At 62.3% G+C, this 17,301-nt stretch carries 9 protein-coding genes; 6 read left to right on the forward strand and 3 right to left on the reverse strand.

The annotated features are described in order from the left end of the window. The first annotated feature begins 138 nt into the window (after nt 1-138). From ACSJJT_RS00375 to trpS, 3 genes are all read left to right on the forward strand, one after another. Complete coding sequence (locus ACSJJT_RS00375) at nt 139-4,758, forward strand: NAD-glutamate dehydrogenase (RefSeq protein ID WP_435916431.1); 4,620 nt, start codon at nt 139-141, stop codon at nt 4,756-4,758. A 2-nt stretch (nt 4,759-4,760) separates the two neighbouring features. Continuing rightward, nucleotides 4,761-5,615, forward strand: a complete 855-nt coding sequence (locus tag ACSJJT_RS00380; RefSeq protein WP_435916986.1) for a PHP domain-containing protein — start codon at nt 4,761-4,763, stop codon at nt 5,613-5,615. 145 nt (nt 5,616-5,760) lie between these two features. Continuing rightward, on the forward strand, nt 5,761-6,852 hold the full coding sequence (gene trpS / locus ACSJJT_RS00385) for a tryptophan--tRNA ligase (protein WP_435916432.1): 1,092 nt from the start codon (nt 5,761-5,763) through the stop codon (nt 6,850-6,852). 129 nt (nt 6,853-6,981) lie between these two features. Here trpS and ACSJJT_RS00390 read toward each other — a convergent pair whose 3' ends face one another. Next, complete coding sequence (locus ACSJJT_RS00390; protein WP_435916434.1) at nt 6,982-8,598, reverse strand: DEAD/DEAH box helicase; 1,617 nt, start codon at nt 8,596-8,598, stop codon at nt 6,982-6,984. Nucleotides 8,599-8,856: 258 nt separating this feature from the next. Here ACSJJT_RS00390 and ACSJJT_RS00395 point away from each other — a divergent pair, with 258 nt between their 5' ends. Continuing rightward, a complete protein-coding gene (locus tag ACSJJT_RS00395; protein ID WP_435916987.1) occupies nt 8,857-9,423 on the forward strand; it encodes a hypothetical protein in 567 nt (188 codons plus the stop codon). A gap of 41 nt (nt 9,424-9,464) precedes the next feature. On the opposite strand, the gene ACSJJT_RS00400 is transcribed toward ACSJJT_RS00395, so the two are convergent. Both ACSJJT_RS00400 and ACSJJT_RS00405 read right to left on the reverse strand, forming a co-directional pair. Then, nucleotides 9,465-9,692, reverse strand: a complete 228-nt coding sequence (locus ACSJJT_RS00400) for a DUF3107 domain-containing protein (RefSeq protein WP_435916435.1) — start codon at nt 9,690-9,692, stop codon at nt 9,465-9,467. 21 nt (nt 9,693-9,713) lie between these two features. After that, the gene (locus ACSJJT_RS00405; RefSeq protein WP_435916436.1) at nt 9,714-10,577 is read right to left on the reverse strand and encodes a PP2C family protein-serine/threonine phosphatase; all 864 of its coding nucleotides are present in this window, start codon (nt 10,575-10,577) and stop codon (nt 9,714-9,716) included. A gap of 269 nt (nt 10,578-10,846) precedes the next feature. Between ACSJJT_RS00405 and ACSJJT_RS00410 the strand changes: the two genes are divergently transcribed. Beyond that, nucleotides 10,847-14,017 carry an ATP-dependent helicase gene (locus ACSJJT_RS00410; RefSeq protein ID WP_435916437.1) on the forward strand — a complete coding sequence of 1,057 codons (3,171 nt, stop codon included), beginning with the start codon at nt 10,847-10,849 and terminating at the stop codon, nt 14,015-14,017. Next, entirely contained in the window at nt 14,014-17,265 is a 3,252-nt protein-coding gene (locus ACSJJT_RS00415; protein ID WP_435916438.1) for an ATP-dependent DNA helicase, read from the forward strand. Before ACSJJT_RS00410 ends, ACSJJT_RS00415 begins: the two co-directional genes overlap by 4 nt. Nucleotides 17,266-17,301: the final 36 nt, after the last annotated feature.

Genomic DNA, 17,301 nt, shown 5'->3' on the forward strand with positions numbered 1-17,301 from the left:
CCATGATGCCCGACGATTGCGACACATCGTGCACAACGACCTTGCTCGGTGGTTCACGGGGAGGCATAGACCCTTGTAGAGTTTCCATCGAGGACCACATCGAAGTGGCCCCGTGACCATGACGAAGGTGACCTGATCGTGTCAGAGATGGACAAAGTCATCCCGGCTCTCGTGACATCGCTGCTGGAACAGCACACCATGGGAGATCACTGCTGTGAAGAGGTGATTCGTCAGATGATGGAACGGCAGATGACGCTTGCCGTGAAACCTGGCCCGGTTCGCGTCGACGTCATCGTTGATCCACCGTGGTCTGACGGCCAGGTCAACTCGGTGCAGGTGGTCATGGATGACCGTCCCTTCCTCGTCGACACGGTCGTGTCGTGCTTGCTTCGTCACGGGTGGCGCGTCGAGGATGTTCGGCACCCGATCTTCGGTGTCAAGCGTAACGCCGAGGGAGCCGTCGAGAGCGTCGGAACTCCGGGCCGAAGCGGCCATGAGTCGGAATCGTGGATACACATCGATGCCTTGGCGCCGCTCGGCATTGATACTGGTGAAGCTGCCAAGAGGCTCGATGAGGATCTTCACAGCTGCCTTGACCAGGTTGTCCGGGCCACCGACGACTGGGCAGCGATGCACGAGGCAATGCTGCGAACCGCCGAGCTGGTGAGTGCCTCCCAAGGGCCCGCCGATGATCGTGACTCGACGCGTGAGCTGCTGGAATGGTTGGCCGACGACCATTTCATGTACCTGTCCTACGAGGAGTTCCGGGTTGACGGGGACACCATGACGCCAGTGCCCGGTACCCGGCTGGGTATCACTGACCACGGATCACGCTTCGATGCGATTCCTCACAGCGAGGATGACTCCACCCTCGTCGTCACGAAGGACTCGGTTCGGTCCACCGTGCAACACAATGGGTACCGGGATTACGTCGGAGTGCGAATCCGTAACGAACACGGCGTCGTTGTCGCTGAGCACCGCTTCATCGGTCTGCTGGGGTCAGCTGCCTACACCGAGTCGGTCATGCACATTCCGGTCCTGCGTGCCAAGGCCTCTCGTGTGCTCGCACTTTCGGGATATCGAGCCAACTCCCACGGCGGCAAGGCGGTCATTCGCACCATTGCTGAGTTCCCACGTGACGCCCTGTTCGAGGCCTCGGCGGAGGAGCTCGTGCCACTCATCATGACGATCATCGACCTGCGCGAGAGGCAACGTCTGCGGGCACTGGTCCGTCGAGGTCCGTGGGGTCGGTTCTTCCACCTGTTGGTCTTCATCCCGGCCGATCGTTTCGACGCCAGCACTGTTGGTGTCGTCGAGGGAATCGTCGCCAAGCGGACTGGTGCGGTGGAGATCGACTCGACCACGATGATGGGTGAGTCCTCCTTGGTCAGGATCACCTTGACTGCCAAGGTTCCTGACGGTGAGGTCCTTCCCCCGATCGACGACGAGGAGCTGCAGGCTGAGCTCGCCGAGGCCACCTCGAACTGGGATGACGAGTTCATGGCCCTGGCCAGCCGCATCGAGAGCGACCGACGCGGAATTGACTTCGGACCTGAGTACAAGCAGGAATTCACGGCCACGCAGGGCGTTCTGGATCTCGAACTGCTCAACGGGTTGGCCAAGGACGACCTGGGCCTGGTCATGTACCGACCGAATGACCCTGCCGATCCCTCCGATTTGCGTCTCAAGATCTTCAACCAACACGCGACGATGACGTTGTCCCAGGTCATGCCGCACCTGTCGAGCCTCGGCGTCCATGTCGTTGATGAGCATCCGCACCGGATCGTCCTGCGCGGTCGGGAGATCTGGCTGTTCGACCTTGGTCTGCAGACCCCCGGGGAATTGTGGAACGACTCCGAGCGAGATCGTTTCACCGAGGCGTTTGCCGCATCCTGGCGTGGCGAGTGCGAATCCGACACGTTCTCCGGCCTCGTGACCGAAGCGGGCCTGACGTGGCCCCAGGTGTCCATGTTGCGCGGTATCGCTCGTTACCTCCGACAGGTGGGTAGCCCATTCTCCCAGACCTACATGGCGAAGGCGCTACGGGCGAACCCCAATCTTGCTGGTGACCTCGTCAGAATTGTCGAGGCCAAGTTCGATCCGGCAGCCTACGATGACGGCGTCGATGCGGGAGCCGAGCGGCTGGCCACGGTGGAGGAACTGTCACAGACCTTCCTGTCTGACCTGGACGACGTCGCCTCCCTTGATCACGATCGCATCCTGCGCATGATGCATACCGTCATCAAGGCCATGATCCGTACGAACTGGTGGAAGAAGGATCGCCGCGCACTGGCCTTCAAGGTGCGTCCGAGTGAGCTCGACTTCGCCCCAGCTCCACGTCCCACCTTCGAGATCTTCGTCAATTCCCCGAGGGTTTCCGGAACGCACCTGCGTTTTGGTGCGGTGGCGCGAGGAGGCCTGCGGTGGTCGGATCGTCCCGAGGACTTCCGCACCGAGGTCCTCGGTCTGGTGAAGGCCCAGATGGTCAAGAACTCGGTCATCGTTCCTGCGGGCGCCAAAGGCGGCTTCGTCCCCGCCCATTTGCCCGATCCCACGACTGACCGCGCGGGGTGGGCCGAGGAGGGTAAGGAGTGCTACCGCATCTTCGTTTCCTCCCTGCTGTCCCTGACAGACAATGTCGTTGAGGGCAAGGTCGTCGTCCCGGAGAACGTCGTTCGCCACGACGGGGATGATCCCTACCTCGTCGTTGCCGCTGACAAGGGCACCGCTACCTTCTCCGACACCGCGAACGCGATTGCTGCAGAGCACGGGTTCTGGCTTGGCGACGCCTTCGCCTCGGGCGGATCCCACGGTTACGACCACAAGGCGATGGGCATCACGGCGCGGGGCGCCTGGGAGTCGGTGACCCGGCATCTCGCCGACCTCGGTATCGACCAGACGACTGATGACTTCACCTGCGTGGGTATCGGCGACATGTCCGGTGACGTCTTCGGAAATGGCATGTTGTTGAGCACGCACATCAGGCTGGTGGCAGCCTTCAACCATCGTCACGTCTTCGTCGACCCGAACCCGGATCCTGCCGCATCGTGGCAGGAACGCTGTCGCCTCTTCGATCTCCCGCGTTCGAGCTGGGGCGATTACGACTCGTCCCTCATCTCTGCGGGAGGTGGTGTCTGGGATCGCACCTTGAAGTCGATCCCGGTGAGCCAGCAGATGCATGAGGCCCTCGGCATCGACGAGTCCGTCACGAAGATGACCCCCGACCATCTCATCTCCGCAATCCTGCGGGCCCCGGTCGACCTGTTGTGGAACGGCGGAATCGGAACCTATGTGCGTGCCACGAGTGAGACTGACGCCCAGGTCGGCGACCGTACCAATGACCCGGTTCGCATCACGGCCACGGAAGTGCGGGCCAAGGCTGTTGGCGAAGGTGGAAACTTGGGGTGGACCCAGGCGGGCCGCATCGAGTACGCCCGTAACGGTGGCAGGATCAACACCGACTTCATCGACAACTCCGCCGGCGTCGACACCTCGGATCATGAGGTCAACATCAAGATCCTGCTCGATGCCGAGGTGGCTGCAGGGCGTCTCAGCGCAGAGGAACGTGACGAACTCCTGCCTGCCATGGCTGATGATGTCGCTGCCCTGGTGCTACGGCACAATCGTTCACAGAACCTCGCGCTGGCCAATGCGTTGAGTCCGTCCGGCCCGACTCCTGGAGTCCTGGAAGCCTGGATGTGCGAACTTGAGGAGTCCGGCCATCTTGATCGCGTCGTCGACACCATGCCGTCGACCGCCGAGATGAATCGCCGAATCGCCGCAGGTGAAGGGCTCGCCAGCCCGGAGCTGTGCACCCTGCTCGCGTGGACGAAGATTGCCCTGTGCGACGCCGTGCTCGCCACTGATCTTCCAGAAGATCCCTTCGTGGCCGACAGTCTGGCCGGCTACTTCCCACCGCTGCTGCGTGAGAGGTTCGCAGATCGGATGTCAGATCACCGGCTGCATCGGGAGATCATCACGACCGAGGCCGTCAACAAGTTCGTTGACTCCCCGGGTATCACGGCCTTCCACCGCCTGCATCTGCAGACAGGGGCTGACATCGCCCAGGTCATACGCTGCCAGCTGGCGGCCCGATCGGTTTTCGAACTGGACAGGGTGGAGACGAACCTCACCGATCTCGGACTGGACGCAGTTCGTACCGGCGAGATCAGGTTCGCTCTTCGAGATCTCGTCATGGACACCACGGGGTGGTTCCTCACTCACGGTGGTGTGGACAACATCTCTGCCACCATCGAGACGTACCGCCCAGGTATCGCCGCACTCGTCAACAAGCTCTCCGACCTGCTGGGCGACAGTGCCGACGAGTGGCAGGAGAAGGTTGACGAGGTCACCGAGCTGGGACTAACCCGTGCGGATGCCGCTGTGGTGGCCTCACACGATTGGTGTCAAGTCCTGTTGGGCGTCGTCGAGATCTCCGACGAAAGTCATCCTCTCGACGAGGTCGCCGAGGCATACCTGACGCTGGCACGCCGAGTGGACATCACTGGCCTGACCCGTCTTGTCGAACAGCTTCCTCAGGACCGTCCGACGGATGCCCGAGTGCGGGCCAGCCTTCGCGAGGATCTTCTCCAGGTGATGTCCGATGCGACGCGACGGGCTCTTGAGGTTGGAACGGACAACGTTCTGGTCGATGGTGGACGTATTCTTGAGAAGATGACGACAAACCCGGATCTTGCGCACTGCGTCGTGATGGTCAGCGACCTGAGGTCCGCCGTGGGTCAGGAGGCCACACAGTGAGAATTGATCTCCACACCCACTCCACGATCTCGGACGGGACGGATTCCCCGACCCGCCTCATGATGAAGGCTGCCACGAGCGGTTTGGACGTCATTGCCCTGACCGATCATGACACCTTCGATGGGCTGGAGGAGGCTCAGGCAGCCGGACAGCGGTTCGGCGTCCGGCTGCTTCCCGGTCTCGAAATGACGTGCCACATCGGTGATCGTGACGTCCACCTTCTCGGCTACGGGCCGCATCCCGACGATCCAGCGTTGAGCAGGGAGCTGCAGATCACGCGGGCTTCGCGAGCCGGGCGCCTGGACGCCATCTGCCAGAAACTTGCCGAGGCCGGATTGTCGGTGACGACGGAGGATGCGCACCGAGCTGCTGGCACGGCCTCGAGCTTGGGACGGCCCCATGTGGCAGATGCGATGGTGGCCAAGGGATACGTCGAGGATCGCGACGAGGCCTTCCGCGACTGGCTCGCCGACGGTAAGCCCGCTTATGTTCCGCGGCACAGCGTGGCACTGGAGAAGGGTATTGACCTCATCCACGACGCTGGCGGCGTGGCCGTCGTGGCCCATCCGTGGGGCAGGGGAGCTCAGCAGGTTCTCACCCCGCAGGTGATTGCGGCGCTGTCCGCCTATCACCAGCTCGACGGCATCGAGGTGGAGCACCAGGACCACGACCAGGCCGCTCGCCGGATGCTCTTCGACCTAGGAGGACGGCTCGGACTGGTTCGTACCGGCGCGAGCGACTATCACGGCTCAGGTAAGAAGGACCATGAGCTGGGATGCAATCTCACTCGTGAGACCGCATACCGAGAGCTCGTGACGAGGATCCAGCTGCGCGGTGGGGTTCTTCGCGTCCGGTGAGACTGCTACAGTGGCCGACATGACGATTGCACCTGCGAATGCCACCTCGTGGTGGCGTCGTTGCGTGCGGCACTGACGATGTGACGGCCGCCCTGCCCGGCGCGTCGCCTCGTCGCCAAGGAGGGCGGCGAGGAAGGGATTAGTGATGACCAGCGACGTTTCCAAGATCGGATCGAACGCTGCCACCTTGGCGCGCTCACAGGCCCGCAGTGCCAAGGTCGAGGCCGATCTGGCCGTCCATCCCGAGAAATGGCGGATTCTCACCGGGGACCGTCCCACCGGAAGTCTCCACATCGGTCACTACTTCGGCTCGCTGGCCAATCGGGTGCGGCTGCAGGACAAGGGAATCGAGTCGTTCCTCGTCATCGCTGATTACCAGGTGATCTATGACCGTGACGGCGTCGGCGAGCTTCAGGCCAACGTCATGTCGAACATCGCCGATTATCTCGCCATCGGTATCGACCCGACCCGTACCACGATGTTCACCCACTCGTCCCTACCAGCCCTCAATCAGCTCCTGCTGCCCTTCCTGTCGTTGGTGACTGACGCCGAGCTGCGTCGCAATCCGACCGTCAAGGACGAGTTGGCCACTTCGGATCGGCCGATGTCGGGCCTCATGCTCACCTTCCCGGTGCACCAGGCCGCTGACATCCTCTTCTGCAAGGCCAACCTCGTCCCGGTGGGCCGGGACCAGCTGCCGCACATCGAGCAGACCCGCGTCATCGCCCGTCGTTTCGACGAGAGGTATGGACGTGTCGACGCCTCCAAGGCGGTCTTCCCCGAGCCGGAGGCGTTGCTCTCGGCCACCCCGCACGTGCTCGGCCTTGATGGCACGAAGATGAGTAAGTCGAAGGGCAACACCATCGAGATCGGTATGACCGCCGATCAGACCGCCAAGCTCATCAAGAAGGCCAAGACAGACGCGCAACGGCGCATCACCTGGGATCCGGAGAACCGCCCCGAGGTCTCAAACCTGCTGTTGCTCACCGCCTTGTGCGAGAACGGTGATCCCGCTGACATTGCCGATGAGATTGGTGATGGTGGCTCGGGCACCCTCAAGAAGCGTCTCACCGCCTCACTCAACGATTACTTTGCCCCAATTCGTGAACGTCGCAGCGAGCTCGCAGCGGACGAGGGCCACCTGCGTGACGTGCTCCGGGAGGGTAATGAGCGTGCCAATGCCGTGGCGGATCGGACCCTCAGCGAGGTACGCCAGGCGATGCAGATGGTTTACTGATTGACGCGATCCACAGCGCGGGATCACAGGATTGGTGGCGTGATGAACGGCAGATACGACACGGTGCGGCACCTGTGACACGAGGCACGGGCCTCAGCCGCGTGCCTCGTCCTAGTCGCTCTCAATGCCTCACAGCGAGCGGCGCGCCCTGCGGTGGCGGGGGGCGGTCTCAGCACCCTTGCCGCCACTGGCCTTCTTCCTGGCCGTTGCCTTGGGAGCCTGGTCCCTGTGGGGAGCGGACTCCTTCTTCGAGGACTTCGACTTCTTGTGGCCCTTCGCCTCGTGCGTGCCGTGGTCGCTGCTGGCCTCGCCGCCGCGGATCACCTTGCCGTTGCGACGACGGGTGCGCTTGCGGCGCGGCTTGTCCTCGTCCTTGGAATCCTTGCGGGACCGACGGCCCTCACCATGATCGCCATGCTTGTGGTGGCCGTCATGTTTGTGGTGATGGCGCTCGCGTTTCTCGGCACCGGGCAGAGCTCCCTTGGTGCCCTCCGGGATGTCGAGATCGGTGTAGAGGAACGGGGAGGTCGAGTAGGTCTCGACGGGTTCGGGGATCTCGAGATCCAGCGCCTTGTTGATGAGCTTCCAGCGGGTGACGTCAGCCCAGTCGACGAGGGTGACGGCCACGCCTTTGGCACCGGCACGTCCGGTACGGCCGATGCGGTGGACATAGGTCTTCTCGTCCTCGGGGCACTCGTGATTGATGACGTGGGAAACCCCGGTGACGTCAATGCCACGGGCTGCGACGTCGGTGGCAACGAGGATGGTGGCGTCACCGTTGCGGAACTTCTTGAGGGCCTTCTCGCGAGCGACTTGGGTGAGGTCGCCATGGATGGCCCGAGCCTTGAAGCCCCGGTTGTCGAGGTCGTCGGCCAAACGTTGACAAGCGCGCTTGGTACGGCAGAAAATGATGGCCTTCTCGACGTCGCGGGACTGCAGGATGCGCCCGATGATCTCGATCTTGTCCATCGGATGGGCCTGGTAGACGAACTGCTGAGTGTCCGGAACAGTGGCCTGGGCGTCGGCACCCTCGGCACGCACGTGCACCGGACGGTTCAGCTGCGAACGGGCCAGAGCCATGATCGGCGCCGGCATGGTGGCCGAGAAGAGCATGGTCTGACGGGAGGTGGGGGTACGTCCGATGAGGTTCTCGACGTCCGGCAGGAAGCCCAGATCGAGCATTTCGTCAGCTTCGTCCAGGACGACGATGCGCACGTGGGACAGGTCCAGGTCCTTGCGCTGGGACAGGTCAAGAAGACGTCCAGGGGTGCCGACGACGACGTCGACCCCATCCTTCAGGGCATCGATCTGGGGTTCGTAGCCGACGCCGCCATAGACGGTGAGGACTCGGGCGCCGCGCACCGAGGCGGCGGTCGAGATGTCCTTGGACACCTGGAGGGCAAGCTCCCGGGTCGGGCACATCACCAGTGCTTGGGGCTTGCCTCTGTGCTCGGACTCCTCCCAGCCGTCATCTCCGGGCAGGGTGATGCGCTGCAGGAGGGTGATACCGAAGGCAAGGGTCTTGCCGGTGCCGGTGCGGGCCTGGCCGATGAGATCGGTGCCCTGAATGGAGATCGGGATGGACATGGCCTGGATGGGGAAGGGAGAGACGATTCCCATCCCCTCCAGCGCCTGGCAGATGTCTTCTCGGACGCCGAGATCGGAGAAGGCGGTGGAAACGGAAACTGTGGTCTCGGTCAGTGTCTTGGCCTCTTCGTGCGCGGGCCCGTCAAGGCCCTGTGTCATTCTTCTGTCATTCTTCGTAGTCGCTCCTCGTGATGTCGTCGCGCGAAACTGTTCCGCGACGATGTCACGCGCGGTGCGGACCTGCGAGGTGGCGCGGTCGACACACCATCGCCTATCTTACCTCCAGTACCTTCGACCCTCTAACCTGTTGGCGTGAGCATCGAAGACACGAACTCCAACGACTCCTCGGTTGTGACGCTCTTCTGGTCCGTCGCAGCGTCCTGTGCCTTGCATGGATTCTCTGCAACGGTGTCTGGCATGAATCTGGCCACCGGCCTGTCAGAGCGGTTCCTCGTCGTCGATCGCAGCGCTGAGGTTCAGAAGATCTTGGCTGAGACCAGAACCCACTTGACGGATCGCGCGCTTCTGGCAGAGATGGAACCCCTCATCGGGTCCGTCAAGGAGTATGTGCCCTCCCAATCCTGGTCCCAGGTGTTGCTGCGCGACCACATCGTCGTTGATCTCATCGCCGATTTCCTGGATCGGATCGAGCCGAATCTCGCACCTGAGCTTCATCCGGCCTGTGGGTCTTTCGGCCCGTGGCTCGGTCGCGGTACGGGGAGCCGCGTGAGATGGGATGCCGCGATGCGTCACACCATCGCAGGGCAACGTGACACGTCGGCGGAGTCCCTGTTCGCGCGCCGTCTCGTGGGAGAGGTGCTGTCAGTGGCCCAACGCCTCTTCGCGCGTCATCAGGCGCTGACCTCGGCCCTGACGCAAGCTGGTGGGGGAGAGTTCGATGATCTCGACCTCATCAATGAGGTCATGGCTGGTGTGTTGAACGCCCACGACGAACGCATGATCGATCTCGGCCTCGAACCGTGAATGACGAACGGCGACTGACTTCGAGCGGAACGTGACCGAGGTCAGAGAGCCCCAAAACCGACCTGGCGGCTGTTCGGCTGCCCCAGGTCGAGGTAGGCAACCCCACGGGCGGGAACGAGAACCTTGCGGCCCTTGGCATCGGTCAGGGCGAGGACGGCGTCGGGCTGGCTGAGGCTGTTCTTGAGCTGCTGCTCAATGGACTCAGCGCTTTCCTGAGCGTCGATGCTGACTTCACGTGCGGTGTTGACGATGCCGATCTTGATCTCCATGACGACAAACCTACCGCTGGATCAAACATCCCGGCGCCACAGCGCCACGGTGATGTTGTCATGACCGCCGCACTTGTTGGCGTGCGCAACGAGTGCGGCCGCGAGGTCTGCAGGGTCGCGACGGCCTTGATCGTCCTTGCGAGCCCTGCTGGCAAGATCTGCGATGAGCGTGGCCAGGTCGTCCGGATCGGGAACGTGATTCCACAATCCGTCGCTGCACACCAGGAGCCACCCGGAATGCTGCGGTTGGTAGGCCATGACGCGCGGAGCGAGATCGGTGGCGGAGGCGCCGATCCACTTCGTGATGGTATGGGCGCCGATCCCTGCCTCAGCCTCTTCCCGGGACATTCCCAGATCCATCTGCGCCTGGACCATCGAGTCATCGACGGACAGCCGGAGACAACCACCCTCATCAGGAAACCAGTAAGTTCGGGTGTCACCGATGTTGCCCACGACGATGCGTTCTTGCGTCGCAACGGCGATGGCCAGAGTGCACGCACCAATCGGAGGCGATGAGCTCACGACGGCCTCGTGTGCCTTTCGGAACGCCCGCTCGAACAGGGTGACGATGGCATCGTCGTTGGCTGGCACCCCCTGGTTCATCGTCGCCGTCAGGTAGTCGCGCGCGGCGCGGGATGCGATTCTGGCGCATTCCTCAGCGCCATCGGTCGATGAGACGCCATCAGCGACGACGAGGACGACATGACGCCCGGAACTGTCGATGCCGAGGGCTGCGGCGTCCTGGTTCGTCTCATGACGCAGTCCGATGTGCGAGGCGCAGGCGACATCTTCACGAGCTGCAGCTCGCTCGGTGAGGTCCACTCGCGACGTGGCGGAGGTCTCTGGTGTCACGATGTCGACCGATGACTGCTCCGATTCATTCATGAAGGTCCTCAGGCTGAGCAATTGTTCTCCGCACGGCTCCGGCCGAGACCGGGTGCAGCGTTCGATGCAGTGTGGCGATCGCGGTAGATCCATGTCTACTGACGACGCTCATGGCCTGCTACGAGCGTGCGGACACGTCCCATGGTGATGAGACAGCACTTCTACCATCTCACATGGTGGGTCGATGGGGCCAGGAAATGGTTGCTGACGTCGTTGTTCTGTGGAAAAGACACAGTCGGACGGCGATTCTGTCTCATGTCAGTGGTGAGATGTGTGCCATGCATGGATGGGATGACGCTCAGGCGCGGGTGCTCAATGATGACGCCGGTACGGTCCTCGTCATGGGAGGACCGGGCACCGGACGGACGAGTCTGTGTCTTGAGGTGGCCGCGCGGTACGTCGAGGCTGGCGGATCCCTGTCCGACGTCCTGCTGCTCGGTCAGACGCGACCAGCTGCCCAAGCATTGCGCAATGGCCTCGTACGACGACTCGGAGGCGCTCATCTGGATCCTCGTGTCATGACGGTTCATGCCCTGGCCCGGCGAATCCTAGGATCTCGGCAGTTCTCGGGACGGCTGTTGACCGCTCCTGAGCAGGAGTTCCGTATCAGAGAGCTTCTTGCGGCTCGGGACATGACGGACTGGCCGGAGGAATTGCAGGCATGCGCACAGACCGCTCAATTCGCCGCTGACGTGCGTGTCATGGCGGCGCGACTCCGTCAAGAAGGATGCGATCCACAGGACCTCACTGGTGCGGGAATGACTTGGGGCATGCCGGAATGGCAGGTTCTTGGACCATTCCTGACGGACTACCTCGATGTCCTTGATCTGGAGGGAGCAGTGGATTACGCCGAGGCGGTGCATCGTGCTCGGATCGCCTTGACGCGCCCAGGAGTGGCCATCGACGTGAGGTCACGAGTCAAACTGCTGCTGTGCGACGATGTGACCGAGTGTGATCCGTCCCAGATTCGCCTTATTGCCGACATTGCGCAATACCATGTTCCGTGTGTGCTGACCGCTGATCCGGACCAGACGGTCTACGGCTTTCGTGGCGCAGTTGCGGAGCGCTTTGACGATCTGATTGATGAGTTTCCGGATTTGTCAATTCACCATCTGACGATCAATTACCGCAATCATGAGCATGTTGCTGACGTCGTTGAGTCGTTGCGCACGGGAATGCCAGCGATACCGTCGTCCAGCCGTCTGCGGCGGCGGGCGAATCATGCCGTGACCGCAGACGCGGGAATGGTGGCCGCCGTCCGGGCTGGCAGCACCTCTCGCCTGGTGAGAAAGGTTGCTGGAACTCTTCGTCACGCCCACGTGGCCAATGGGATCCCCTGGAGCGAGATGGCTGTGGTGACCCGTCACAGGGCTGAGTTGGGAGTGATCGCGACGATTCTTGCCTCTCAGGGCATACCAGTCCTGCGCTCGCGAGATGAGCACGCGTTGTCTGACGTCCACGCCGTCACTCAGATCCTCAATGCTCTTGAGGTGGCGATCTGTCTCGCGACAGGAACTCGACCTGGCCAGCGAGAAGTGACGGCCCTGATGACGAACCCATTGGCAAGTATTGATCGCACTGTCGTTCATCGCCTCGAAACCTGGTGCCGACTCGTTCGCCGCGAGGAACTGAATTGGCAGGTGATGCAGGAGCTGGCCACTGATGTAAGCGGTTCCGTGACGAGGACAGCGCTGGTCGACGACGCCGTCATCGGTGAATCTGACGACGACAGCGAGACGTCCACCGTGCCCCCAGGTCTACGGGTTTTGGCGGAGCCGCTTGCCGCATTGGTCCGGCGAGTCCAACGCGCAGCGAACCTCTTGCTCTCCGGTGGCACGTGCCATGAGGCGTTGTGGGTCTTGTGGCAGGGCAGTTCGTGGGCGTCTGCCCTGCGACGTCGCGCCTTGGCCGGGGATGCGTCGGCTGATCGTGATCTCGACGGGCTGTGCTCCCTCTTCGACATGGCAGAGGCAGCTCACACCATGGCTGGAGTGTCGGGAGGACGTCGCCTCATCGACATGGTCAGGCGAGAGCAGATTCCAGCCGACCGCGCGCGTGAATCTGATGAGGATCGCGATGCGGTCACCGCTGTCACTGCTCATCGTGTCAAGGGAAGAGAGTTCAGCGTGGTGGCGGTCTGCGGATTGGAAGAAGGTAACTGGCCTGCCACCAACCACACCGGCTCCCTGGTCGGTGCTGACAGGTGGTCTCCAGACGGCCCCGTGGTGGTTCCCGGATGGTCCGACAACCTTCGTGCCGAGATCAGGCTGTTGCTCGTGGCGTGTTCGCGCGCGAGGAATCAATTGCTGTTGTGTTCTGTCGAGTCTGCGGATGAGGGCATCCGTCCATCTGGGGTGTTGACGGGTATTCCGCACCTCGAGGACAGCGCGAGTGTCGTGAACGTAGCCAGCCTCACCGAACTTGTTGGTGAACTACGCCGAGTTGTCGCGGACGAGACCGAGTCACCCGGGGTGCGGGTCCAAGCTCAGGAGCTTCTCGATGATTTGCGTGGCGAGGAACATCACGGCCGGCCCCTCGTGCCACAAGCTGATCCGCAGACCTGGTGGCGCAAAGGTGCCCCTCGTCAGGCTGATGTCACCGGTGAGATCGAGCTGGGCGCCTCGCACATTGGGGAATTGCTCACCTGCCCGAGACGGTGGTTCATGACTCGTCGTGCCGGCGCCAGCAGCGGTACCGCCCTGAGAGCGAGTATCGGCACCCTTGTCCACCGGATCTGTGCGGAGAACATGGATCGTTGGTCCTTGCCGGGAGCACTGGCTGAGTTGGAGGAGTCGTGGCCCGAGATCGAATTGACCGCGCAGTGGCAGCGAGGGGCCGAGCTCGACGATGCGAAAGCTGCGCTGAAGCGTTTTGATGGGTGGCTGGCCTCGCGTACTCGAGACCTCATCGGTGCTGAGGTGCGCGTCAACGGCACGATCAAGGTTCCGTCCGGTGTGGCTCGAGTACGTGGCAGCGTGGACCGGCTCGAACGAGACGCAGAAGGAGCCTGCTATGTCGTGGATCTCAAGACCGGGACCAGCAAGTCCCCTGAGACGAAGAACTCCCACCACCTCCAAATCGGTGTTTACCAAGCCGTCATCGCCTCCGGTGGAGTCGCCAGTCTCGGGAAGGCATCGGTGAGTGGCGCGGAATTGGTCCATCTTCGGATCGGGGCGGGCAAGGGCCAGGCGAATGCGAAGATCGACCGCCAAAGTGGGCTTTCGGATGTCCCCTGGCCCAACGACATGGAGCCAGTTGATGGCTGCCAGAACTGGATTGAGGCAAGCGTTGACAAGGCCATCGAGATCGTCAAATCCGGTGAGTACACCGCGATTGCGAACAAGGGTTGCAGCCATTGCCCTGCGAGGGCCGGATGCCCAGCCCTGGTCCCGAAGGACTCCTCAACCGCAGTGCCTCGACAAGGTAGGAGGGCCTCATGATGGAGCCGACTGATGACATCCACGACAATGATGATGTCGACGTTGCATCTCTGCTTGGGATTCCCATCTCAGCTGAACAGGAGAGGGCCGTCACGGCACCGCTCAAGCCGTGCGTCGTCATTGCTGGAGCAGGTACGGGTAAGACGACAGTGATGGCAGCTCGGGTGGTGTGGCTTGTCGCCAGCGGGCTGGTCCGGCCTGAGGATATCCTGGGGCTGACGTTCACCAACAAGGCCACATCTGAATTGTCGGAGCGGATTGAGAAGAACCTCATCAGTGCGGGTTTACTGACCCCGGAGCAACCCAGGCCCACAGTGGCGACGTATGACAGCTTCGCCGGAACTCTGGTAGCCGACTACGGGGCCTGGGATGGGATCGACACGGGTGCTCATCTCATCACAGGGGCGAGGGCATACCAATTGGCCGCGGAGGTTGTGTCAGAGCTGGACACACCACCGCTGGTGGGCACCCATCTGACGCCGACGTCGATTGCTCAGGCTGTGGTGTCACTGGCCGGCGCGATGGCCTCCCACGATGCACGCGACGACACGGTTCGAGCTGCGGATGCTCGTTGGCGTCAGATGCTTGTCGATGCTCCGAAACGACGCGACGGGCAGCAGTACGCCAGTGTGAAGAAGAACCTTCTCACGGTGGACGAACGTGAGGACCTGCTCGACCTGGTGAAGGCCTACCAGGATCGCAAGCGGCAGCGTGGATTCGTGGAGTTCGGCGATCGCATGGTGCAGGCCCTTCATCTCGTCGCACATCATCCAAGGGTCGGGCAGGAGGTGAGGGCCCGGTACCGTGTCGTTCTTCTCGACGAGTATCAGGACACGTCGTCGGCGCAGGCTGACCTGTTGGCTGCCCTCTTCTCTGGCCCGGACGTTGATCACGGAATGGGTCATCCGGTGATGGCTGTCGGTGATCCATTGCAGGCCATTTACGGGTGGCGTGGAGCAGCCGCGAGCAACATTGTGGATTTCCATCGGCGATTTCCGGATGCGACGGGTTGCCCTGCGACCATGCTGTCCCTGGCCACGAATCGACGATGTGCCAATCAGATCATTGACGCCGCGAACGTGGCATCCGAGGAGCTTCGGGCGTCACTGGTTTCGTCAATGAAATGCGTTGACGACAGCGTGGCTGACGACCGTGTGGAACTCGCGGTAGGGATGCCGCTGGTTGCCCCGGAGGAGAACCTTCCAGGGGAGGTGGGTGTTGCCGCACATCTGACCTGGGTTGATGAGTGTCGTGCGTGCGCCGACATGCTGGTGGAGGCCAAAGAACGTGGGGCACTCACACGGTGGTCCGATGCCGCGATCCTCGTGCGACGTAACGGCGACATTGCCGACCTCTACGACGCGCTGAGCTCTCGTGACATCTCGGTGAGAGTGGCAAACCTCTCAGGGTTGTTGTCTCTGCCGGATGTTGCCATGGTGGTGGCCCACCTTCGGCTGCTCGTTGATCGTCACGACGATGCAGCCATGGCAATTCTGCTCGCTGCTCCTCGATTTGGGTTGGGAACGGACGATCTTGCGTGGGTCCACCGCCGAGCACGGACATTGGCCAAGACACAGGCAGAGGCCGACGGCCTGGACACCAAGGATGTTGACGCCCATCTCGTGGACGCCGTCATGGAAGGTCGACCAGTAGGAGATGAACGAGTGCAATCTGCACTCAAGCGCCTCGCTGCGGAGATCACCGAGGTTGCGGTTCATCAGGGGGACAGCCCTGACGACCTGATCCTGCGCATCGAAGCCATTACGGGTCTCGTGGACGACATGGCCGCTGACGACCCAGGTCGTAGCGTGGCCCGCCGTGACCAGCTCGACGAGTTGTGGGACGCGGTACGACAGGTGCGTTGGAGCGACCCCGACATGACGATCGCGGGGATCGTCGCATGGCTGGCAGCCGAAGAGGAGCATGGACATGGTCTTGCCCGAGCCGCTGTTGACCAGGGCGACGCCGTGACGATATCGACCGTCCACGGGGCAAAGGGACTGGAATGGCCGTTCGTGATCATTCCTGACATGGCCCAAGGCGTGTTCCCGTCGGAACTGAGCCCGGACAACTTCGTGACCGTGGCGGCTGTTGTGCCATCCTTCGCCAGGGGAGATGCGAGTGAGATCAGCCACCCCGTTTCCGGAAGCGATGTCGATGCCAAGGGATACCTCGCAGCTCTCAAGGACGATTCACAATGGTCAGAGGCCAGGTTGGTTTATGTGGCCCTGACGAGAGCCAAAGAACGCTTGATCGTGTCATGGCACAAATGGGATTCACGACGACAAGGTCGTTACAGCCCCAGCCAATACGCGGATCTTCTTGCCGCCATGCTGGATGTGAAGTGGCCAGAGTTGGGTGAGCGCCCCGAGACCAGTAGCCAGGACGGGACTCCATGGCCTGTATTCGCTGATGAGAGCGCCATCTCGTGGATCAACAAGAAGGTGCCAGATGGTGCTGATACCCCAGCAGTTGATGATCCCGCTGACGCTGATCGGGTGGCATCGTGGCGATCTGACGCGCAAGCGTTGGTGGCTGATGCTCGACGTCAGTGTGATGGCAGCGACGATGTGGTCATTCCACCGCGACTGACCGCCTCCCAGATGGTGAGGCTCCACGCCAACCCACAGGGGTTCCAGGAGGATGTGCGACGTCCGATGCCTCGACCAGCCGACAGGGGAGCCGGTATTGGAACCGCATTCCACGAGTGGGTGAGTCAACGCCTCGCCCCAACCGAGCCGATCCCGCTCTTTGACACCGACGAGATCGCCGAACTCGAGGAGGACAGCCGTGAGCTCGAGGATGAGGCGGCGACTGGGTCGGTTGGGGGGCATGCATTGCAAACCCTTTGCCAGGCTTTCGAGAAAAGCCGATGGGCAGATGCCACGGTCCTCGCGGTGGAGAGATCTTTTGTCATGACGATTGGGAGCACCGTCGTCCGCGGGCGTCTTGACGCGGTGGTGGCTGACCCTGATCATCCCGGTGACGAATTGGTCATTGACTGGAAAACCTCGCGGCCGCAGTCGGCTGATCCTCTTCAGCTGTCCATCTACCGGTTGGCATGGGCCCGGGCACGAGGGATCGAGCCGTCCAGGGTGCGAGCGGTTTTCCATCATGTCGGGGCCAACGAGACGATCACCGCAGAACCGTTGCTGGATGCTGATGAGGTGGCTGCGATTCTGGACGGGGTGGGCGGCGGATCCGATATGTCGTCAAGCAGGTCACGGCCCTCGGCTGGTTCACAATGACCGGATTACAGTGACAACGTGACTGGAACCAGCGAG

Origin of the sequence: Cutibacterium nasicola (assembly GCF_051303185.1) — a bacterium.
Classification (GTDB): Bacteria; Actinomycetota; Actinomycetes; order Propionibacteriales; family Propionibacteriaceae; genus Cutibacterium.

Excerpts from the sequence above, each read along its gene's own strand:
- trpS (WP_435916432.1), top strand. The coding sequence starts at position 5,761 with ATGACCAGCGACGTTTCCAAGATCGGATCGAACGCTGCCACCTTGGCG.
- ACSJJT_RS00390 (WP_435916434.1), bottom strand. The coding sequence starts at position 8,598 with ATGACACAGGGCCTTGACGGGCCCGCGCACGAAGAGGCCAAGACACTG.
- ACSJJT_RS00395 (WP_435916987.1), top strand. The coding sequence starts at position 8,857 with ATGAATCTGGCCACCGGCCTGTCAGAGCGGTTCCTCGTCGTCGATCGC.
- ACSJJT_RS00400 (WP_435916435.1), bottom strand. The coding sequence starts at position 9,692 with ATGGAGATCAAGATCGGCATCGTCAACACCGCACGTGAAGTCAGCATC.
- ACSJJT_RS00405 (WP_435916436.1), bottom strand. The coding sequence starts at position 10,577 with ATGAATGAATCGGAGCAGTCATCGGTCGACATCGTGACACCAGAGACC.
- ACSJJT_RS00410 (WP_435916437.1), top strand. The coding sequence starts at position 10,847 with ATGTGTGCCATGCATGGATGGGATGACGCTCAGGCGCGGGTGCTCAAT.
- ACSJJT_RS00415 (WP_435916438.1), top strand. The coding sequence starts at position 14,014 with ATGATGGAGCCGACTGATGACATCCACGACAATGATGATGTCGACGTT.